Annotated in this window: 20 protein-coding genes and 1 pseudogene; 17 read left to right on the forward strand and 4 right to left on the reverse strand. The window is 70.6% G+C overall.

The window, feature by feature from the left end; all coding sequences use genetic code 11:
- The first annotated feature begins 15 nt into the window (after positions 1 to 15).
- The 6 genes and pseudogenes from P4R38_RS02995 (at position 16) to P4R38_RS03020 (ending at position 5,181) form a co-directional block, all read left to right on the forward strand.
- Positions 16 to 864: a class I SAM-dependent methyltransferase gene (locus P4R38_RS02995; RefSeq protein WP_277190989.1), complete on the forward strand. Its 849-nt coding sequence runs from the start codon at positions 16 to 18 to the stop codon at positions 862 to 864.
- Entirely contained in the window at positions 861 to 1,592 is a 732-nt protein-coding gene (locus P4R38_RS03000; RefSeq protein ID WP_277190990.1) for a YqcI/YcgG family protein, read from the forward strand. The genes P4R38_RS02995 and P4R38_RS03000 overlap by 4 nt, the downstream gene beginning before the upstream one ends.
- Positions 1,589 to 2,626 carry a GNAT family N-acetyltransferase gene (locus P4R38_RS03005; RefSeq protein WP_277190991.1) on the forward strand — a complete coding sequence of 346 codons (1,038 nt, stop codon included), beginning with the start codon at positions 1,589 to 1,591 and terminating at the stop codon, positions 2,624 to 2,626. The genes P4R38_RS03000 and P4R38_RS03005 overlap by 4 nt, the downstream gene beginning before the upstream one ends.
- Positions 2,623 to 3,855, forward strand: a complete 1,233-nt coding sequence (locus tag P4R38_RS03010; RefSeq protein WP_277190992.1) for an MFS transporter — start codon at positions 2,623 to 2,625, stop codon at positions 3,853 to 3,855. Before P4R38_RS03005 ends, P4R38_RS03010 begins: the two co-directional genes overlap by 4 nt.
- Positions 3,856 to 4,008: 153 nt before the next feature.
- Entirely contained in the window at positions 4,009 to 4,425 is a 417-nt protein-coding gene (locus tag P4R38_RS03015) for a hypothetical protein (protein ID WP_277190993.1), read from the forward strand.
- 81 nt (positions 4,426 to 4,506) lie between these two features.
- A pseudogene (locus tag P4R38_RS03020) lies at positions 4,507 to 5,181 on the forward strand (DUF6766 family protein).
- 489 nt (positions 5,182 to 5,670) lie between these two features.
- On the opposite strand, the gene P4R38_RS03025 reads toward P4R38_RS03020, so the two are convergent.
- Complete coding sequence (locus P4R38_RS03025; RefSeq protein WP_277190994.1) at positions 5,671 to 6,381, reverse strand: GAF and ANTAR domain-containing protein; 711 nt, start codon at positions 6,379 to 6,381, stop codon at positions 5,671 to 5,673.
- Between the two features lie 647 nt (positions 6,382 to 7,028).
- On the reverse strand, positions 7,029 to 7,616 hold the full coding sequence (locus P4R38_RS03030) for a maleylpyruvate isomerase family mycothiol-dependent enzyme (protein WP_277190995.1): 588 nt from the start codon (positions 7,614 to 7,616) through the stop codon (positions 7,029 to 7,031).
- A gap of 172 nt (positions 7,617 to 7,788) precedes the next feature.
- Here P4R38_RS03030 and P4R38_RS03035 point away from each other — a divergent pair, with 172 nt between their 5' ends.
- The 4 genes from P4R38_RS03035 to P4R38_RS20020 all read left to right on the forward strand — a co-directional run bounded on the left by P4R38_RS03035 (position 7,789) and on the right by P4R38_RS20020 (position 9,942).
- Positions 7,789 to 8,511: a hypothetical protein gene (locus tag P4R38_RS03035; RefSeq protein WP_277190996.1), complete on the forward strand. Its 723-nt coding sequence runs from the start codon at positions 7,789 to 7,791 to the stop codon at positions 8,509 to 8,511.
- Between the two features lie 95 nt (positions 8,512 to 8,606).
- Complete coding sequence (locus tag P4R38_RS03040; protein ID WP_277190997.1) at positions 8,607 to 9,335, forward strand: SDR family NAD(P)-dependent oxidoreductase; 729 nt, start codon at positions 8,607 to 8,609, stop codon at positions 9,333 to 9,335.
- Between the two features lie 46 nt (positions 9,336 to 9,381).
- The gene (locus P4R38_RS20015; RefSeq protein ID WP_346770732.1) at positions 9,382 to 9,594 is read left to right on the forward strand and encodes a maltose acetyltransferase domain-containing protein; all 213 of its coding nucleotides are present in this window, start codon (positions 9,382 to 9,384) and stop codon (positions 9,592 to 9,594) included.
- 75 nt (positions 9,595 to 9,669) lie between these two features.
- On the forward strand, positions 9,670 to 9,942 hold the full coding sequence (locus tag P4R38_RS20020) for a DapH/DapD/GlmU-related protein (RefSeq protein WP_346770733.1): 273 nt from the start codon (positions 9,670 to 9,672) through the stop codon (positions 9,940 to 9,942).
- 15 nt (positions 9,943 to 9,957) lie between these two features.
- Here P4R38_RS20020 and P4R38_RS03050 read toward each other — a convergent pair whose 3' ends face one another.
- Both P4R38_RS03050 and P4R38_RS03055 read right to left on the reverse strand, forming a co-directional pair.
- Positions 9,958 to 10,197 carry a hypothetical protein gene (locus P4R38_RS03050; protein WP_275238952.1) on the reverse strand — a complete coding sequence of 80 codons (240 nt, stop codon included), beginning with the start codon at positions 10,195 to 10,197 and terminating at the stop codon, positions 9,958 to 9,960.
- Positions 10,198 to 10,618: 421 nt separating this feature from the next.
- Positions 10,619 to 11,269, reverse strand: coding sequence for an RNA polymerase sigma factor (locus P4R38_RS03055; RefSeq protein WP_277190998.1), 651 nt, complete (start codon positions 11,267 to 11,269; stop codon positions 10,619 to 10,621).
- Between the two features lie 92 nt (positions 11,270 to 11,361).
- Between P4R38_RS03055 and P4R38_RS03060 the strand changes: the two genes are divergently transcribed.
- From P4R38_RS03060 to P4R38_RS03090, 7 genes are all read left to right on the forward strand, one after another.
- Positions 11,362 to 12,267: a MerR family transcriptional regulator gene (locus P4R38_RS03060; protein WP_275238954.1), complete on the forward strand. Its 906-nt coding sequence runs from the start codon at positions 11,362 to 11,364 to the stop codon at positions 12,265 to 12,267.
- Positions 12,264 to 12,986 (forward strand): CPBP family intramembrane glutamic endopeptidase, encoded by a 723-nt coding sequence (locus P4R38_RS03065; RefSeq protein ID WP_275238955.1) that lies wholly within the window; start codon positions 12,264 to 12,266, stop codon positions 12,984 to 12,986. Before P4R38_RS03060 ends, P4R38_RS03065 begins: the two co-directional genes overlap by 4 nt.
- The gene (locus tag P4R38_RS03070; protein ID WP_277190999.1) at positions 12,983 to 14,389 is read left to right on the forward strand and encodes a tryptophan-rich sensory protein; all 1,407 of its coding nucleotides are present in this window, start codon (positions 12,983 to 12,985) and stop codon (positions 14,387 to 14,389) included. Before P4R38_RS03065 ends, P4R38_RS03070 begins: the two co-directional genes overlap by 4 nt.
- A gap of 61 nt (positions 14,390 to 14,450) precedes the next feature.
- Complete coding sequence (locus P4R38_RS03075; RefSeq protein WP_275238957.1) at positions 14,451 to 14,783, forward strand: hypothetical protein; 333 nt, start codon at positions 14,451 to 14,453, stop codon at positions 14,781 to 14,783.
- A gap of 46 nt (positions 14,784 to 14,829) precedes the next feature.
- Positions 14,830 to 15,261, forward strand: a complete 432-nt coding sequence (locus P4R38_RS03080; RefSeq protein ID WP_277191000.1) for a hypothetical protein — start codon at positions 14,830 to 14,832, stop codon at positions 15,259 to 15,261.
- Entirely contained in the window at positions 15,261 to 16,496 is a 1,236-nt protein-coding gene (locus P4R38_RS03085; protein WP_277191001.1) for a glutathionylspermidine synthase family protein, read from the forward strand. Before P4R38_RS03080 ends, P4R38_RS03085 begins: the two co-directional genes overlap by 1 nt.
- A complete protein-coding gene (locus P4R38_RS03090; RefSeq protein ID WP_277191002.1) occupies positions 16,496 to 18,097 on the forward strand; it encodes an APC family permease in 1,602 nt (533 codons plus the stop codon). Before P4R38_RS03085 ends, P4R38_RS03090 begins: the two co-directional genes overlap by 1 nt.
- Positions 18,098 to 18,352 lie beyond the last annotated feature (255 nt).

The raw sequence follows: 18,352 nt of genomic DNA on the forward strand, positions 1-18,352 counted from the left end.
GAAGTGAGGAACGACATGACGATCAACCAGACTCAGCCCCAGCACGACAGCCAGGCGACGCGGGATGCCGTCCTGGACGTCTACGACTACATCGCCCAGGAGTACGACGAGCGCATCCCGGGGACGACCACGGTGGATGCCAGCTTCATGGCCACCGAGATGTCGTTCGTGCTGGACCACATCAGCCCTACCGACCAGGTCCTGGACATGGGCTGTGGGACAGGCCGGTTCACCGAACCCCTGGGCAGGCAGGCTCAGTCCGTCGTCGGCCTCGATCTGACGCCGGGCATGCTGGAGAAGGCCAAGGACCGTTGCAGCGGACTGTCCAACGCCTCCTTCCAGCAGGGCGACATGTGCGAGCTGCCGTTCGAGGACGACTCCTTCGATGTCGTGGTCAGCATGCTGGCCCTGATGCACCTGCCGCCTCAGGACCGTCAGCGAGCCTTCCAGGAAACGGCCCGGGTCCTGCGCCCCGGCGGCCGCGCGTTGTTCGGGGTCAAGAACGAGGTGTTCGAGCGGATGAGCGGAGTGGACCGGTTCGCCTCGGTCGACATCACCGACGTCGACAACAAGGACCTGGTCTTCACCAGCACCCGCGACGGCGCCGACCGGCGCGCCCCCTGGCACAGCTTCACCCCGATGGACCTGCGCAGGCTGTTCGCCACGGCCGGGATGATCACCGTGCAGACCCGGGGCAACAGCACCCTGTCGACGTGGCTGTCCGACTCCGTGCTGGCCGATGAGTCCATCCTCGGGGCGGTGCAGAAGCTGGAGTCGGTGCTGGGCGACACCGCACCGTTCAACCACCTGGGCTACCACCTGCTGGTGGAGGCCGTGAAGCCCGCGCCCACCGGACAGCCGTGACCCAGCCGGTGCTGTGGACGAATGAGGAGATCCTCCGGTCGGGGCCGCTCTGGGCGCAGACGGCGATGCAGCAGTACCGCGACACGATCCTGGATCCGGACTTCCCGTGCTACTTCGGCACCAAGGCAGAAGAACAGGGTCACATGCGGTTCGCCCTGGTGCCGACCGACCGGGACCTGCCGGCCTTGGCCGAGGCGCTGGGCACGTTCGCGGCGTTCTCGAAGGAGCATCCGAAGCGGCGTCACGTGTTCATCGCCCTGTTCAACCGCACCGACCACACCTATGCGGAAGACGCTCAGTGGTTCTGGCAGGTGCTGCAGTGGTTGCACGAGCACGACCCCGCGCCGTGGCCGGCGGACATCCCCACCAGCACGGACTCACCGCAGTGGGAGTTCTGCTTCGCCGGCGACCCGATGTTCGCCTTCCCCTGCATCCCGGCCTACCAGCACCGCCGTAGCCGCCGGATGGGCGAGTACTTCCTGATGTGCTTCCAGCCGCGACGGATCTTCTTCGGGGTCGACCGGTCCGACCCCGGCGGTGAACGGATCCGTGAGGACATCTACGCCCGGGTCGAGGACTGGGACGCGGTGCCACCACACCCGCAGCTGGTCGATCTCGCCTACGGTGATCCGACGATGCGGGAGTGGCGCCAGTACGCCCTGCCCGACCAGAACACCGGGCTGCTAGAGCAGTGCCCCCTCCACACCCGTGGGAAGGTGCCCAGGTGAACCTAGGAGCTGAAGTGGTCTCCGACTGCGGGGCGCTGTTCGCTCAGCCGCAGTGGCAGGACGCCTGGTCTGCCACTGCGATCGAGACCTGCGTGGCGGAGACCACGCTGCCCGTCGGCAACGGCGCCGCCGTCGCCGACGGGCAGCGGCTGCGGCTGATCTCAGCCAGCCCGTTCTGGACCGGGTATGAGGCCGACGGCGACGCCCCCGCCATCTGGTCAGGCAACATCGCCTACCTCGGCACCTTGTACGCCAGCGCCAGCCCACTGAACACCCTGACCATCGAGCAGTTCACCCACGTGATCGCGGCCGCGCTCGAGCAGACCCACACCTGGGAAGCTCAGGCGCTGGTGATCCCCGGTCTGGAACGTCCTGACCTGGTCCAGGTTGCCCGCGCCGCGCAGAACGCGATCCTCATGCGCCTGGACCTCATCAGCCGGCTGGCAGTGCCCGCCACCATCGAGGACTACCTGGCCGGGCTGTCCAAGTCCGGGCGCAGCGGCATGCGTCGAGAGCACCGGCGCGCCCAGGAAGCCGGCGTCACCCTGCACCGCTACCGCCACGACGACCCCGATCTCGAAGCAAAGATGCACCGGTTCACCGACCTCACCACCCAGTCCGCGACCCGGCACGGCATCCCACCGCTGTACGACGCCGCCTCACTGCTGACCATGGCCCGCACCACGATGGCCACCCTGATCACCGCCGAGTCAGCCGAGCAGATCCTGGCCGGCACGCTGGCCTTCACCCACGACAACGTGATGGTGCTGTGGGCCGCCGGCGTCGAGCAGCAGGGCATGGAGGAGCACCACGCCTACACCTTCCTGCTGCACGAGATCATCGACTCGATCTGTGGATCCCCCATCACCGTGCTGGACTTCGGCCGCGGCAACGTCACCTTCAAGCAGCGCCGAGGCTTCACCTCCACCGACCAGTGGACACCTGTCCTTCTCACGGCGGACGACCCGAAGGTTGAGACCGAGCTGGTGAAGATGGACGCCACGATCGCCCAGATGCTCGGCCAGCCGGCGTGACCGCGCCTACCTCCGCCCCGAGCCGGGTTCGCCGCACCGCGCTCCCCCGGCTGCTGTTCGCCGTGGCCCTGGCGAACATGGCCTACACCGTGCTGGTGCCGTTCGTGCCGCTGCTGGCCGACCGGTTCGACATGAGTCCGCTGCAGATCGGGGTCGCGTTCGGTGGGTTTGCCGCCGCCAAGGCCGTGGTCCAACCCTTCGGCGGGCGCCTGGTCGACCGCTGGGGCGGATTACCCGTCTCGGTGGGCGGCCTGTGCCTCGCTGCCACCGCCACCCTGGCGCTGGCCACGTCCACGAACGCCACCTCGATCGTGGCCTTCCGGGTCCTGTGGGGCATCGGCGAAGGATTCGCCATGCCCGGGCTGTACCAGCTGACCAGCCAGCTCGGACAACGCTCCTCGATCGGCCGGGCCAAAGCGCTCGGCCGGTTCGGAGCCGCCGCAGTCATCGGCATGACCGCCGGCCCCGGCCTGGTCGCCGCCTTCTCCGGCACCATCACGTTCAAGACCGCCTTCATCATCGGCGCGGCCATGACCTATCTCAGCGCCGCATTGATCCTCACCGAACGCGCCGACCTCACTCAGGACAACCCCGACTCCAGCTCCTCCAAAGCTTCCGATGACGGACCCACCGGAAACGCCGGCACGAGCCAGCAGAAGATACTGCTCGCCGCGCTAGCGCTCGGCGCCGCAGACCTGTTCAACAACTTCATCTACGCCGCTCTGGAACCGATCTACCCCCTGCATCTCAGCGAGGTCCTGCACGCAAGTCAGACCACCATCGAGGTGACGTTCTTCTGCGGGCTAGGCATCTTCGCCATCGGCTCCTTCTTCGCCGGCGCCCTCGTAGAGCGCTGGGGCGCCCGTCGCAGCGCCGCCGCAGCCTTCATCGTGCAGACCGTCGCCCTGCTCATCGGCGCCATCGCCGCCATGACGGGCATGTTCGTCACCTCATTCTTCGTCGTCATGGCCGCACAACCCATCGTGTACGTGGCCCTACGCACCTCTGTCACCCAGCTCACCGAAGGACACGAAGGCACCGCGTTCGGCTGGTTCGGCCTCGCTTCCGACATCGGATGGATCCTTGGCCCCATCGTCGCAGGCGCCCTGTTTCAAGGCCTGCACCGCAACGTCCTCCTCGTCCTGGCCGCAGTCACGATCGCCGGACTCATCACCACCTGGCGCGCCACCACCATGCAGCCGGGCCCCGCAGCACAGCCACCGTGTTAAGCGCATGCTGCGCCGGGTCGACGCAGGCTATGCACCTGCTGAGCATCACCAGCCAACGCGGCTCTCCGCACTTCCGCGCGCCCGTACGGCGTCCAGCGGGTGATCATCTCCTCGACCCGGGCCGATCGGGCGGGAGTCTCTAGAGTCGGGCGCATGAGTCGCAGCAGGCGGCGCGCGCTGGCCGCGACGGCTGCGCTGGCGCCACTCACCCTGGTCGTCGTGGCGTGCTCGGGTCAGGGCTCGGTCGAAGCACCCCACGTGCGCGCCGCCGCGACCGCTTTCGTCCGCACAACCTCCGTCGACCCGGGCTCGGCCTGCGCGCTGCTGGCGCCGGTCACCGCCCGCGAGGTCGCCGACGACGCGCCGTGCGCCGCCGGGCTGGCCGACGCCGGGCTACCGCCAGCAGGTGAGATACGCAGCGTGCAGGTGTACGGCAAGGACGCTGTCGTGCACACCAGCGCAGACACCCTCTTCCTGGCCCGCTTCGACCGCGGCTGGCTGATCACCGCAGCCGGCTGCCGCCCTCAGGGCGAGGACCTGCCCTACGACTGCGACGTGAAGGGAGGATGAGATGCGGATCCTGTTCGCTGGATGCCTGATGGTCATCGCGCTCGGCCTGGCCTTCTGCATCGTGCTGGGGGTGCTGCACCGATGAGGCGGGTGCTGCGCGACAACGGGCTGACGCTGGCATTCGGCGGGCTGCTGCTGCTCGCGCTCGTCGGCCAGGCCCTGACCGGGGTGGCGCAGTACAACGGTGGGGCTCGCGACGCGGGTCTGCCGACCCTGAGCATCGCCGAGTACGTGCTGTCCGCGCAGTTCGGGGTGGACGTGGCGGAGAACTGGCAGTCGGAGTACCTGCAGTTCACGCTGTACATCGTGCTCACCGTCTGGCTCGTGCAGCGCGGCTCACCGGAGTCCAAACCGGTGGACCAGTCGGGTCTGGAAAGCGAGGAGAAGCAGAAGGTGGGGCTTTACGCCGGCGCCGACTCCCCCGCCTGGGCGCGGCTCGGCGGATGGCGCCGGGCCCTGTTCGCGCACTCCCTCGGCCTGACCATGGGCGCGGTCTTCCTCACCTCATGGCTGGCCCAGCTCATCGCCGGCCGCAGCGCCTATGACGCCGAGCAGCTGCAGAACCTCAAGGACCCCGTCGGTCTGGGCGCGTACGCGGTGACGCCGGACTTCTGAAACCGGACGCTGCAGAACTGGCAGTCCGAATTCCTCGCCGTGGCCAGCATGGTCGTGCTGAGCATCTACCTGCGCGAGCGGGGATCACCGGAGTCCAAACCCGTCGGCGCACCCCACCACAGCACCGGCGTCGAGGGATAAGTGCCTGCCACGGTGGGTCGAGCGTCGTCAGCCGGCCCTCGCGCCCGGGCACGAACGGCCGGTCAGGCGTCCTTGGTCAAACTGTGAGCCTTGGGCGTCGCTCACTGCCCCCGACAGCACCGGACCTGGAACGACAGCATGCTCAACGCGCCCCTGCTCGGACCGCCCGCGGCACGAACAGCGGCCACTGGTCGGTGGAGCGCAGGTCATCCACCCCCGCCGCCTGCCGCTCGAACACCGCATCCAAGCACGGAGCCTGACCACTCTCGGTCTGCGCGGCATCGACCAGCGCGCGGAGATTAATGCCGTGCTTAGCGGGTAAGCCAGGCGTAGCCAGCCGTTGGCGGCCCGGGTACCGATCGGTTGGTCAGGCGTTCACGGTCCAACCATGTGCCGTGAACGCCGCTTGGGCACATCTCGGTGCGGTCTCGGGTTCTTTGATGCGCTCGGGTGAGGGCTTGGACTGGCATCCGGCCCGGTGCACCGGGATCATTCCGGCTGAGGAAGTGATCCGGTCTGGGCCACGTCGGCCGCGATATCACGCAGCTTGCGGTTCAGTCGCTGGCTGGTGACACGTAGCAGCGTGAAGGCCCGCTCGTCGGTGATGTGGTGAGCGTTCATCAGGATGCCGACGGCGATGCCGATCTGTCGGCTCGCGACCAGGGCTCGGTCCAGATGGTCGGCTCGTTCGGCGCTGGCCGCATGCAGCAGCAGCACCCGGGCGTGGGCTGCGAATAGGGCGGCGGTGGCCGACGATTTCACGGTGAAGGCATGCGGTGTCGCACAGTAGAAGTTCAGCGCCGACCGTTCTGGGTCGTTCAGCAGCTGTACGGCCAGGATGCCTCGGACCGGCGACTCCTGCAGGGCCGCCGCGCGGAAGGCGGGCCAGCGGTCTTCAGCGGTCAGGTCGGGGATGCGCACGACGAACCCGTCATCAGCGGCCTCCAGGCACGGACCTTCACCTAGACGGTGCTGCAGCTCATCGACCGCGGTGGCGACCTCATCGGAGCTGGCCAGACTCCGCGGCTTCTGTCGCGGTGGCCAGGCGGTCATTCCCGCCCAGTCGCACCCAGGCAGCGTCTGGACTGCCAGCTCGACAAGTCCCTGTAGCGCATCGCCGCGTTCTCCGGCGGTACGCAGGTGATTATTGAGCTCAGCGAAGGCCGCCGCGAGATGATCACCGTGGTCAGAGCTGCTCATCACCGTTCCTCTCGACCTGCGGTTCTGCCGCATACGGTCGACGGTAAACCTAGCCGCGACCACCGGCGGGCTCTGTGCGAATGGCCTGCATGATCGGGAGCTCGAGACCACGGCAAGGCTGGCCGCGACCACGGCGGCCAGGCCGGCAGGTCGGTACCGACGCCGATCATGCCGTCGGCCGACAGCAACTGACCTGTGACCGCTCGGCCAAACAAGCGTGAGGCCTCAACGGTCGGCGACCGTGACCACCGCACCCGAGCCAGCCGGGGCCGCCACCGGTGGACAGCGGCTCCCCGTCACCCCACACCGACGGCCCCGGACCTATGGTGGAACAGGGTCACACGCATCCCCGTGGCCTCAGGACCTCCGACAGGGCCACCCTGTCGTCGAACCTGGCGCGGCCCCGCCACCTCCCCCTATGGGCGGGGCCGTCGCCAACCCCGCGTCGCCAGCATGACCCGGCGGGCCGGGGCGGTCCGAAACCGACGTCCCCACGTCACTGAGTCGCGAATTGGCCGAGTTTCGAGTCGGTCACTGAGCCGCCACCCGCAGACGGCGTGTCCCGACTCGAAAACGATCGTCAGTGAGCCGCACCGCGGGCAGCCTCGCCCGGCGTAGCTGAGAGCGCTACGCCCCTGGTCGTGAGGTCAGGCGAGCGTGGTGCCGTCCGTCAGCGTGCGATGGCTCAGCAGCGAGACCAGCTCGCCGCTCGACGCGCTGACCGCGCGCGAGCCGTCGCCCCACGTCCAGTCGAGGTCGGTGGCCCGCAGGGCGAGTCCGTCCACGGCGACACCGAAGCGGGCGGCACCACCGTCGCGGGCCAGGCCGTCGAGGATCGCGACCGTCGCGTCGTCGCCGGAGGCGCGCTCCAGCCCCGCGGCGTTGGTCACGTCGAGTGCGTGCACCACGGCGTGGTTGAGCGCGCCGAGCGCGCCGCCGACGGGCGGCTGCCAGGCGGCGAGAGTGTCGGACCGCAGGTTGGCGAGGTGCTCCTCGACCGGCAGCGAGGCGTCCCGGGCTGCGACCGCGTCGGACATCGCCTGGAAGTCGCCGCCCGCTGCCGCGATCTCGGCGCCGTACTGCTCGGGGGTCATCCGGGCCGGCATCGTCACGTGCGCGACGACCTCGCGGACCCGCCAGCCCTCGCACAGGGAGGGGCGGTCCCAGACGTCGTTCGCCTCGAGCAGGTCGGCCAGCCGGGCGAACGTGTCGCCGACGAGCGGTTGCAGGTCCATCGGTTCTCCTTCGGGGAACGAGCACGGTCCGCATCGGGCATCAGCCACACCCAGCCCGCCCTTGACGAAGGCGGTGTCGTGGTACTTCTTCTCCCGGCAGGCGCCCAGGTCGGACTTCGGGGAGACGCACGTGAAGGTCGTTGTCAGGCGGGAAGCCCAGTTCGTCGGGGCCATGCGACGTTATCGCGTGACGGTCAACGGCGTGCGCAAGTCGTTGCGAGCGGGCGGGGAGGTGGTGTTCGAGACGTCCGACAAGGACGTGGAGCTCGTGGCCGAGCTCGACCTGGTCGATCCGTGCGTGTGGCGAGGGTCCTTCCCCGACGGCGAGGACGAGATGATCCTCCGCCTCGACATGGACCAGCCGTTCACGTCCTGGTACGGCAAGGGCAACTACTTCAGCGTCTCTCCGCTGACCACGGTGGCCGGCCCGACGGAGGGCGGGCCGACAGCCCCCGTGACGGTCTCGGAGAAGCAGGCACCGGATCGGGGGCTCGTGCTGCGATGGACGTACATCGCTGCCCTTCTCGTCCCCCTCGAGATCCTGTTCCGGTTCGTCCTGAACCCCGACGGACAGCGTCCGTCTCTCTTCTGGCTCCAGATCCCGGTGCACGCTGCGCTGCTCTGGTACGGACTCAACGCGATCACGGGCTGGCGGAAGATCCGTCGGACACGGCGGCGCGGAGTGGCGACGGGTCCGGCGCGTCCGAGCTCGGGAAAGTACGTCCTCCCGCGTGAGTTCAGGACTGCCGTGGTCGCCTCCGTCGTCTTCCTGATCGGCGTGTTCGTCCTCATCTACGTTTCCAGGCCGGGCGCCTACGTCCTGTCCGCCGTCTACGCGGGAGTCATCGGCTGGTGCATCTGGTCCTTCGCCACCCGGCAGCGTGCTGATCGGTAGTCGTACGAACGAGGGGCACGCGCGGGTCTTGGCGGTGCGATCCGACCGGGCCACCATGGGACGGAGCGATCCGCCACCTGCAGGAGCTGAGTGCCGTGTCCGACGAGACGACCCCGACGGCCCTGATCACCGGCGCCGCCCACGGCCTCGGGCTGGAGGTCGCTCGCCAGCTGGCCGCCACCGGCGTACGAGTGCTCGTGGCCGCGCGTACGGCGGCGGACGCGGCCCGCGCCGCAGAAGAAGCCGACGGTGTCAGTGCCCTCCCGGTCGGCCTGGACGTCACCGACGCGACGTCGGTGGAGGCAGCGGTGGAAGCGGTGACCGCGGACCCGGGCCGGCTGGACATCCTGATCAACAACGCGGCCGCCTTCGTCGACTGGACCGAGACCGCGACCGGCGCCGACCTCGACACCGCGGCCCAGGTGATGCAGGTGAACCTGTTCGGGGCCTGGCGGATGACGCAGGCGTTCCTGCCGCTGCTGCGCCACTCGCCGCACCCGCGCATCGTCAACATCAGCTCCGGCGGCGGCTCGCACGCCGACGAGGCGTTCGGTCTCACTCAGCGGCAGGGTGCGGCCGCGACGTACGGCATCAGCAAGGCGGCGCTGAATGCCCTGACCGCGACGCTCGCTGCCGAGCTCGCCGACACCCCCGTGCTGGTGAACGCGGTCTGCCCCGGACTGACCGCGACCTGGCCCGGCGCCGAGGACATGGGCGCCCGTCCGGTGCAGGACAGCGCGCCCGGCATCGTCTGGGCGGCGACGCTGCCCGACGACGGCCCGCGCGGCGGCTTCTTCCGCGACCGCGCGCCGCTGGGCTGGTAGCGGTCGGGGGCCGCGCCGGGCGACAGCCCGTTGGTACGTTGCGGTGATGGGCGACAGGTCGATGCGCGAGCGGATGCTCGCCGGTGAGCCGTACATCGCGGACGACCCGGACCTGGCACGCGAGTCGCGGCGCGCCCAGTCGCTCACCCACCGGATCAACACGAGCGACCCCACCGATCACGACGGCATCCGCGCGCTGCTGACCGAGCTGCTCGGTGCGTTCGGCGAGGACAGCGAGATCCGGCCGCCGTTCCGGTGAGACTACGGCTACCAGACCCGCATCGGCGCCCGCACCTTCGCCAACTGGGGTCTGGTCAGCCTCGACGTCGCGCCGGTGACGATCGGCGACGACGTGCAGATCGGTCCGTCCGTGCAGCTGCTCACGGCCACCCACCCGCTCGAGCCCGGCCCGCGCCGCGACAAGTGGGAGGCCGCCGAGCCCATCACGATCGGCGACAACGTCTGGCTCGGCGGCGGCGTCATCGTCTGCCCCGGAGTGACGATCGGAGCCGACACCGTGGTCGGTGCCGGCTCCGTCGTGGTCCGCGACCTCCCCCCGAAGGTCGTCGCGGTCGGGTCGCCCGCCAGAGTGGTCCGAGACCTCTGAGGGCGAGGCCGCCCGCTACGCGACCTCGGCGAGGCGCACGGCGCTGGTCGTGGTCTTCTCCCGGCGGCGTCGCAGCTCGCTGACGATCTCGACCTCCCGGCGCATCATCCGGGTCCGTCGGGCCTCGTCCGCGACCGGACCGTGGTGAGCGAGGCCGCGCAGCAGCTGGTCCTCCAGGGTCGCCAGCTCCAGCAGCAGCTCGCGCAGGGGGAGCTCGCTGGTCGCCGTGGGGATGAAGAAGTCAGCAGCGGTCATGGTTAGGACGCCTATCTGTCAGCGCACCGAGGTGCGTACAAGAGAAGGTCAGGGGTTCTGGTGAGAAACCTTACACAAACCCTCACAGGTGTCAGCGTTTTGTCTAAGGTCACGGCGTGATCCACACGGACGTCGCCAACGCAGGTTCGTGACATCGCTGTGCTCACCGCGTCTCAGGAGTGGCCGAGGACGACCTTGAGACAGCCGGCGCCGAAGAAGTTCTCGCAGCCGGCGCCGAGGCCGGACGAGCAGGCACGCCTCGCGTACGGGAGGCGGCGCGCGTGCCGTGAAGAGTGGCGGTCCCGCCCCGCGTGGGGGCGGTAGCTGGGGCGGGACCGCGGACAGTGTAGCCAGCACGTCGTGGCCTCGATCACCATCGCCGACCGGGGCCGGTGCCAGCGGCGCTCGAGAGCCGCGCGGGTCAGTCGGGCCGGTCGCCGGACTCCGCCAGCGCGGCGCGCAGCTGCAGCAGCCCGCGCCGGACGTGGCTCTTCACGGTGGCCAGCGGCAGGTCCAGCCGAGCCGCGATGACCGGGTAGGGCAGATCGAGGACGAACGCCATCCGGATGATCGTGGCGCGCGGCTCACCGAGCCCGTCGACCTCGTGGGTGACCAGCAGCCGGTCGACCAGCCGGTCCTGCCCGTCGTCGGTGGTCCGAACGGGTTCGCGCGCGAGCGCCTCGCCGTTGCGGTGCGCCCGGCGGCGCTGATCCAGCACGTCGCTGACGCGGTGCCGGGTGATCCCGATGAGCCAGCCCGGCAGGGCCGTCGGGCTGGGGCGGAGCGTGTGCCGGCTGCGCCAGGCGGACACGAACACCTGCTGGGTGACGTCCTCCGCGTCCTGGCGGTCACCGAGGCTGCGCAGCGCAACCGTGTGCACCAGCCCGGCCCACTGCGCGTACGCCTGGGCGAGCGCCTGCCGCGACCCGTCCCGCAGGCTCTCGGCCAGCTGCTCGACGTCCGGCGGCGGGTGCTTCGGGGGCTCCACGACCTCCACGGGCGGCGCCGACGGAGCTGTCCGGGCGCAGGACTCATCGGCGCCGATCACCGCTACGTCCGCCAGCTGATTCACGAGTGGATACTCCGGACTCAACCTGTTACAAAGGTTCTACAAACTGTACCGTAGGTGGGGACAGCGCGAAGAGTTTGCAGGAGGTGCGGCCCGTGTACACGATCTCCGCTGCCAGCGCGATGTCCGGCGTGCCCGTAGCAACCATTCGGGCGTGGGAACGCCGGTACTCCGTGGTGGAGCCCAACCGGACGGATTCCGGCTACCGGTTGTACGACGACACCGCGATCGCCGTGCTGACCCGCATGCGCGATCTGGTCAACGCCGGGGTGCGACCGCAGCAGGCGGCCGACCAGGCACGCGAGTCGGTCGTGCGCGCCCTTCCGGCGCCCGCCCTCGGGCGCGATGACGACGACGACAACGCGACCGGCGCTCTCATCGCCGCGGCCGCCGCCCTGGACCCGACGGCGGTCGAGCAGGTGCTCGACGAGCAGCTCGGCCGCGCGTCCTTCGAGGCCACCGTCGACGGCTGGCTGATGCCCGCGCTCGTGACCCTCGGGCTGGCGTGGCAGCAGGGCCGGGTCACCGTCGCGGGCGAGCACCTGGTGGCGACGGCCGTGCACCGCCGGCTGTCCGCCTCCTTCAACGCCGCCGGCAGCAACCAGGGCGGTCGACGCGTCCTCGTGGGGCTGCTGCCCGGTGCGCAGCACGAGCTCGGTCTACTGGCGTTCGCGACCGCCGCGCGCCGTACGGGGATGTCGGTCAGCTACCTCGGCCCGAACCTGCCGATCGAGGACTGGATCGAGGCCGCCCGCTCCGACCAGGTGGCCGCAGTCGTCCTGACCCTGTCGGACGAGAGCAGCAGCTCCCGGCTCGCCACGCTCGAGTCCGAGCTGCGGCAGCTGCGTCCCGACCTGCTCGTCGCCGTCGGCGGCCTGCGGCAGGACCTCGCGCCGGCGGACGCCCTGCAGCTGGGCCACCGAGTCGGTCCCGCCGCGCGCATCCTGCGCGACGCCATCGTCAGTCGAGGCCGCAAGGGCGGCGCAGGGAGGAGCGCGTGATCAATCCGGTGACCGAGCTCCGAGCTTTCCTCACCGCCAGCCTCGTCTCACCGGTTCCTCGCGACCACCAGGAGTCCGATCGCGCCTTCCGACGGCGTCGGGTCGTCGCGGCCGTCACGCTCGTCTGCGGCGCCGTCGTCCTCGGCTGGACCCTGCGGATCACGCCGGGGGACGACGTCTTCTACGTCGCCGGCTTCCTGCTCGCCGCGATCTGGGTGGTCGGGTCGTTCGCCTCCGGACCCCTGCACCTGGGGCGCGCGCACACCCGCTCCGGCGGGGTGGCGCGGCCGCTGGTCCAGTCGCTCGCGCTGGCGGCGCTGATCATCGGGCTGTTCGTCGTCGGCGCGGTCGTGGCGGCGCAGATCCCACCCGTGCTCCACCAGATCGACGACGTCCTCGATCACGCCCGGTACGGCTCGCTCGCGACGATCTTCGCCATCACCGTCGTCAACGGCATCGCCGAGGAGCTCTACTTCCGCGGCGCGCTGTACGCCGCCATCGGGCGCCGCTACCCCGTCCTGATCTCCACCGCCGTGTACGCCCTGGCGACGGTGGGTACTGCCAACGTGATGCTCGTCCTTGCCGCCGTCCTGCTCGGTGCGCTCACCGGTCTGCAGCGTCGGGTCACCGGGGGGATCCTCGGGCCGACCATCACCCACGTCGCCTGGTCCACCGCGATGCTGTTCATCCTTCCGCCACTCCTGGAGGTGCTGTCATGACGACGACCGCGACCGACCGGCTGGCCCTCGTGACCGGTGCCACCGGTTACATCGGCAGCCAGCTCGTCCCCCGGCTGCTGAAGGAAGGCTGGCGGGTCCGGGTCCTCACCCGGCACGCGTCCGGTCTGCACGGGCACGAGTGGGCGGACCGGGTCGACGTGGTCGAGGGCGACGCGAGCACGTCCGCCGACCTGGACGCCGCGATGTCGGGGGTGGACGTCGCGTTCTACCTGATCCACTCGATGGACGGCGCGGCCGACTTCCGGCGCCGCGACCGGGAGATGGCCGCGACGTTCGCGGACGCCGCCGACCGCGCGTCCGTCGGCCGGATCGTCTACCTCAGCGGCCTGCACCCCGCCGACGAGGAGCTGTCGCCGCACCTGGCCTCCCGCGTCGAGGTGGGCGAGGTCTTCCTGGCCGCCCGGACCCCGGCCGCGGTGCTGCAGGCGGCGGTCATCCTCGGCGACGGGTCGGCGTCGTTCGACATGCTGCGCTACCTCACCCACCGGCTCCCCGCGATGGTGGCGCCGCGCTGGCTGAACAACCGGATCCAGCCGATCGCGATCCAGGACGTGCTGCACTACCTCGCCGGCGCCGCGACGCTGCCGCCGGAGGTCAACCGAACCTTCGACATCGGCGGCCCGGACGTCCTCACCTACCGCGACATGATGCAGCGCTTCGCCAGCATCACCGGGCTGCGCCGGCGGATCGTCGTCACCGTGCCCGTCCTCACCCCGCAGCTGGCCGGTCACTGGGTCGGCCTGGTGACCCCGGTGTCCTCCGGGCTGGGCAAGCCGCTGGTCCAGTCCCTCGTGCACGAGGTCGTCTGCCAGGAGAACGACCTCGCCGCGCTGGTCGGCCCGCCCGAGCCACCGACCGGGTTCGACGACGCCGTCCGGGACGCGATGCGCCACGCCGCCCCCGACCACGCCTGGCGCAACCTGGCCCGCACCGGCGCCGCCACCGCCGCCTGTGCGGTCGTCGGTTCGATCGCCTCCGACCCCACCAGCCGCTGGTACCGGTCACTGGACCTGCCGCCGTGGCAGCCGCCGCCGCTCGCCTTCCCCATCGTGTGGACCGCGCTGTACGCCGACATCGCCGCGTCCTCCGCCGCCACCCTGACCGCGTTCGAACGAGAGCGCCGCACCGACGAAGCCCGTTCGTACGGAAGGGCTTTCGGCCTCAACCTGATCCTGAACGCCGGCTGGTCGGCGCTCTTCTTCCGAGCCCACCGTCCGGCCGTGGCCGCCGTCGGCGCGGGCGCCCTGGCCGCCAGCTCGGCCGACCTCGTACGTCGCGCCGGCCGGGTGTCCAAGCCCGCCCGGACCGGACTCGCGCTGTACGCGGGGTGGTGCGCCTTCGCGACCGCCCTGTCCGCCGAGATCACCCGGCGCAACCGATGACCAACCGCCACGACGAGCACGGAGACCTGCGATGAACGACGCCGCGCCCACAGCCCGGAGCATGACCCTCACGATCAACGAGCCGTGGGCCGACCGGGTAGGTCCGGACGGCGTCGCCGCGTACGTGCGCATCCTCGCCGACGTGACGGACTCCTACGACGACGCGCCCGTCGCCCAGGTCGAGGAGGACCTGCACGCGCGCCTGGACGCCGAGGGACTGCGGCTCACCGACCTGGCCTACGCCCACCTGGCGGAGAAGATCGTGGAGACGCGGGGCGTGGGTCTGTGCATCGTCGACCACCACGGCACCGTGCTGCACGGGACGCTGGCCGAGGCCGATCCGCCGAACGCCACCGATGACCCCGAGCACCCCGACCGGCCGATCTTCTCCTGACCGGGTCGGCGTCCGCGGCTGGGGCGCTCCGCGTCAAGATGTCCGTATGACCACCAGCAGTGTCCGCCGGGGGGCTCCGGTCGTGCTCGGCTCCAGCGCCGTCCTCGCCGCGGCCTTCCTGTCCGCGTGCGGAAGTGACAGGTCGGCCGACTACGCCGGCGTGTGCTACGACCGCCAGACCCGCCAACGTGTCAGCGACTCCCGCTGCGACAACAGCTCCAGCGGGGGTGGTGGCGCCGGCGTGTACGGCTGGCACTACTACCGCAAGGGGCAGAGCGCGCCTGCGGTCGGCAGCGGCCTCACCAGCGGCGGCGTCGACACGCCGCCCCGTGACTCCTCGTACACCCGCGGTGGCACGTCCAGGTCGGGCGGCACGATCACCTCCCGCTCGGTCGCCGAGGGCACGACCATCCACGGCAAGGGCGGTGGCACCGTCGTCCGCGGCGGCTTCGGCAGCGGCGGGCACGGCGGCGGCTGATGCGTCGGATCCAGGTCCCGCTGCGCGAGGAGTGGCGGGAGAAGGTCAGCCGTGCCGGCATGCTGTGGCCGGAGGAGACCAAGCCGGACGGCACGGTGCTGCCGTGGTGGGCCGAGGGCAGCGCGTACGAGCTCGACCTCACCGAGATCGACGCCCTGGAGGAGACCACCACCGAGCTGTGGGCGATGTGCCTGGAGGCCGCCCGCTACCTGGCGACCGGGGCGATGGGCCCGATCGGCATCCCGGACTGGGCGCTCGCCGGGGCCCGCGCCTCCATGGAGCAGGACCCGCCCTCGCTGTACGCCCGGTTCGACCTGCGCTACGACGGCACCGGGCCGGCGAAGCTGCTGGAGCTCAACGGCGACACCCCGACGATGCTGGTCGAGTCGGCGGTGGCGCAGTACCACTGGCTGACCGAGCTGTTCCCCGAGCGCGACCAGTGGAACTCCCTGCACGAGCGGCTGGTCGCGACCTGGGCGGCCATGCGCCCGCGGCTCGCGCCCGGGCCGGTCCACTTCGTCGGCGTCCTGGACGAGGTCGAGGAGGGCGCCACGCTCGCGTACGTCCGCGACACGTGCGAGCAGGCGGGCTACGACACCGTCATCCTGCAGATCGCCGACCTGGGCTGGCACACCGGTCAGCAGACCTTCGTCGACCACGAGAACCAGCCCGTACGAACGTGTTTCAAGCTCTACCCGTGGGAGGACCTGTTCGCCGAGCCGTTCCACCCGTACCTGCAGCCGACCCCGTCGGTCACGACCGGTACGCAGTGGGTGGAGCCGTGGTGGAAGACGCTGCTGTCGACCAAGGCGCTGCTCGCCGCGCTGTGGCGGCTCTACCCCGACCACCCGAATCTGCTCCCCGCGTACCTGGACGGGCCGCGCGGCCTGCGGGAGTGGGTCGCCAAGCCGCTGCACGGCCGTGAAGGTGCCTCGATCCGCATCCACGCCGACGGCGTCGAGGAGACGCACGCCGGTGAGTACGGGCCGGAGGGCTGGTGCTGGCAGCAGTGGTGCCCGCTGCCCGACATCGACGGCAACCGCCCGGTCCTCGGGTCGTGGGTCGTCGACGGCATGCCGGCCGGTCTCGGCATTCGAGAGTCCGACGGCCACATCACCGACGGCGACGCGCGATTCGTCCCACATCTGATCGATGCGCCTGCGCCGTCGGTGCAGCAGGTCGCAGACTGGCTCGCCGAGGACGGCATCCCCGTAGGAGCGGAGCACCAGCACTGATGAGCACATCCACGTCGACCGACCAGCACGACCCGGGCCAGGCACCCGAGACCGCGACGGAGGCGGCCACGGCCACCGCGGAGAAGGCCAAGCTGCAACGCCACTTCGGCCGCGCGGACATCTTCTTCTTCCTGGTCTGCACGCTCTTCGGGATCGACGGCCTCGGCACGCTCGCGACCCAGGGCGGCGCCGGCTTCAGCTGGCTGCTGGTGTGCCTGGTGCTGTTCGCGGTGCCGTCGGCGATGATCCTCGCCGAGCTCGGCGCCGCGTACACCGACGAGGGCGGCCCGTACGTGTGGACCCGGATGGCGTTCGGTCGCGCCGCCGGGGCGGTCAACAACTTCTTCTACTGGGTGACCAACCCGGTGTGGATGGGCGGCACTCTCGTCGCGACCGCCGCGAGCGGGCTGCTGGTCTTCTTCGGGACCGGCGGCGACGCCACGAGCAAGGCGCTGCTGTACGGGCTCGGCATCCCGTTCATCTGGGCCGGCGTGCTGTTCGCGGTGCTGTCGTTCCGGGTCGGCAAGTGGATCGCCACCATCGGCGCGTACGCGCGCTTCGCCCTGATGGGCCTGTTCCTGGTCGTCATCGCCCTGTACGCCGCGCAGCACGGGGTGCACGGCATCGGCGCCGGCGACTTCGCGCCGAGCTACTCCAGCTTCGTCGCGCTCGTCCCGCTGATCCTCTTCTCGATGGTCGGGTTCGAGCTGCCCAGCGCGGCGGGCGAAGAGATGGAGAACGCCGCCGAGGACGTCCCGGCCGGCATCGCCAAGTCCGTCATCACCACCGGGCTCCTGTACGGGCTGCCCGTCCTGGGGATCCTGCTGGTGCTGCCGGCCGACCAGGCGACCGGCCTCGCCGGCTTCCCGGACGCGCTGAAGCAGGCGCTGACCGTGCTCGGGGGCGAGGTGCACACCGGCGCGGACGGCACGGTGACCTCCACGCTGAGCGGGCTCGGCCTGGTGGCGGGCTGGGCGATGGGCATCCTCATCGCGCTGGTCGCGTTCACCTCCGGTCTGACCTGGATCATGGGCTCGGACCGCACGCTCGCGGTGTCCTGCTACGACGGTGCCGGGCCGCGGTCGCTGGGCGTGTTCTCCAGCCGGTTCGGGACGCCGCTGCGGGTGAACGTGCTGTCCGGCCTGGTGTCCACGGTCGTGCTGGTGGCGACCGTGGAGATCACCAGCGGGGACGCGTACAAGCTGTTCACCGCCGCGCTGTCGCTGGCCATCTCGACGACGCTGATCTCCTACCTCGGGATCTTCCCGGCGGCCCTGGTGCTGCGGCGCCGCGACCCGGACACGCCCCGGCCGTACCGGGCGCCGGCCCTGCCGCTGCTGACGTTCCTGTCCTGCGCGGCGATCGTCTTCTGCACGGTGCAGGTGCTGTTCCCGGGCCTCGGCGACTCGTGGTTCGCCGGCGACTACCTTCCGGAGCAGTGGACCCACGGCGAGCGCTACACCTTCCTGCTGACCGAGCTGGTCCCCCTGGTGCTGTTCGTCGCTCTCGGCCTCTGGTTCTGGTGGGCCGGCCGTGCGCACACCCGCCGGCTGGGCGCTCCTCTGTCACCGGTCGAGCAGGGCCCCCACCCCGCTGGTTGAGCCGGGCGAGCCGCTAGGCGAGCCCGTGTCGAAACCACCCCAACCGCGGACGCTGAGTCTCCCCGCGCCTCACCGGGTTTCGACTCGGTCCTCCGCTAACGCTCCGGCCCGGCTCAACCGGCGGGTGGCGTCACCCGCCGGTCGAGTGGCCCCCACCCCGCCGGTCGAGTAGGGCGAACGAAGTGAGGCCCGTATCGAGACCAGGTGACCGCGGACGCTGAGTCTCCCTGCGAATCACCGGGTTTCGACTCGGCC

The sequence above is a fragment of the Luteipulveratus flavus genome (assembly GCF_029439465.1).
GTDB classification, from domain to species: domain Bacteria; phylum Actinomycetota; class Actinomycetes; order Actinomycetales; family Dermatophilaceae; genus Luteipulveratus; species Luteipulveratus flavus.

Excerpts from the sequence above, each read along its gene's own strand:
- P4R38_RS20015 (WP_346770732.1), top strand. The coding sequence starts at position 9,382 with ATGGGCGACAGGTCGATGCGCGAGCGGATGCTCGCCGGTGAGCCGTAC.
- P4R38_RS03015 (WP_277190993.1), top strand. The coding sequence starts at position 4,009 with ATGAGTCGCAGCAGGCGGCGCGCGCTGGCCGCGACGGCTGCGCTGGCG.
- P4R38_RS03075 (WP_275238957.1), top strand. The coding sequence starts at position 14,451 with ATGACCCTCACGATCAACGAGCCGTGGGCCGACCGGGTAGGTCCGGAC.
- P4R38_RS03085 (WP_277191001.1), top strand. The coding sequence starts at position 15,261 with ATGCGTCGGATCCAGGTCCCGCTGCGCGAGGAGTGGCGGGAGAAGGTC.
- P4R38_RS03070 (WP_277190999.1), top strand. The coding sequence starts at position 12,983 with ATGACGACGACCGCGACCGACCGGCTGGCCCTCGTGACCGGTGCCACC.
- P4R38_RS03030 (WP_277190995.1), bottom strand. The coding sequence starts at position 7,616 with ATGGACCTGCAACCGCTCGTCGGCGACACGTTCGCCCGGCTGGCCGAC.
- P4R38_RS03035 (WP_277190996.1), top strand. The coding sequence starts at position 7,789 with ATGCGACGTTATCGCGTGACGGTCAACGGCGTGCGCAAGTCGTTGCGA.
- P4R38_RS03090 (WP_277191002.1), top strand. The coding sequence starts at position 16,496 with ATGAGCACATCCACGTCGACCGACCAGCACGACCCGGGCCAGGCACCC.
- P4R38_RS03080 (WP_277191000.1), top strand. The coding sequence starts at position 14,830 with ATGACCACCAGCAGTGTCCGCCGGGGGGCTCCGGTCGTGCTCGGCTCC.
- P4R38_RS03050 (WP_275238952.1), bottom strand. The coding sequence starts at position 10,197 with ATGACCGCTGCTGACTTCTTCATCCCCACGGCGACCAGCGAGCTCCCC.
- P4R38_RS03025 (WP_277190994.1), bottom strand. The coding sequence starts at position 6,381 with ATGAGCAGCTCTGACCACGGTGATCATCTCGCGGCGGCCTTCGCTGAG.
- P4R38_RS02995 (WP_277190989.1), top strand. The coding sequence starts at position 16 with ATGACGATCAACCAGACTCAGCCCCAGCACGACAGCCAGGCGACGCGG.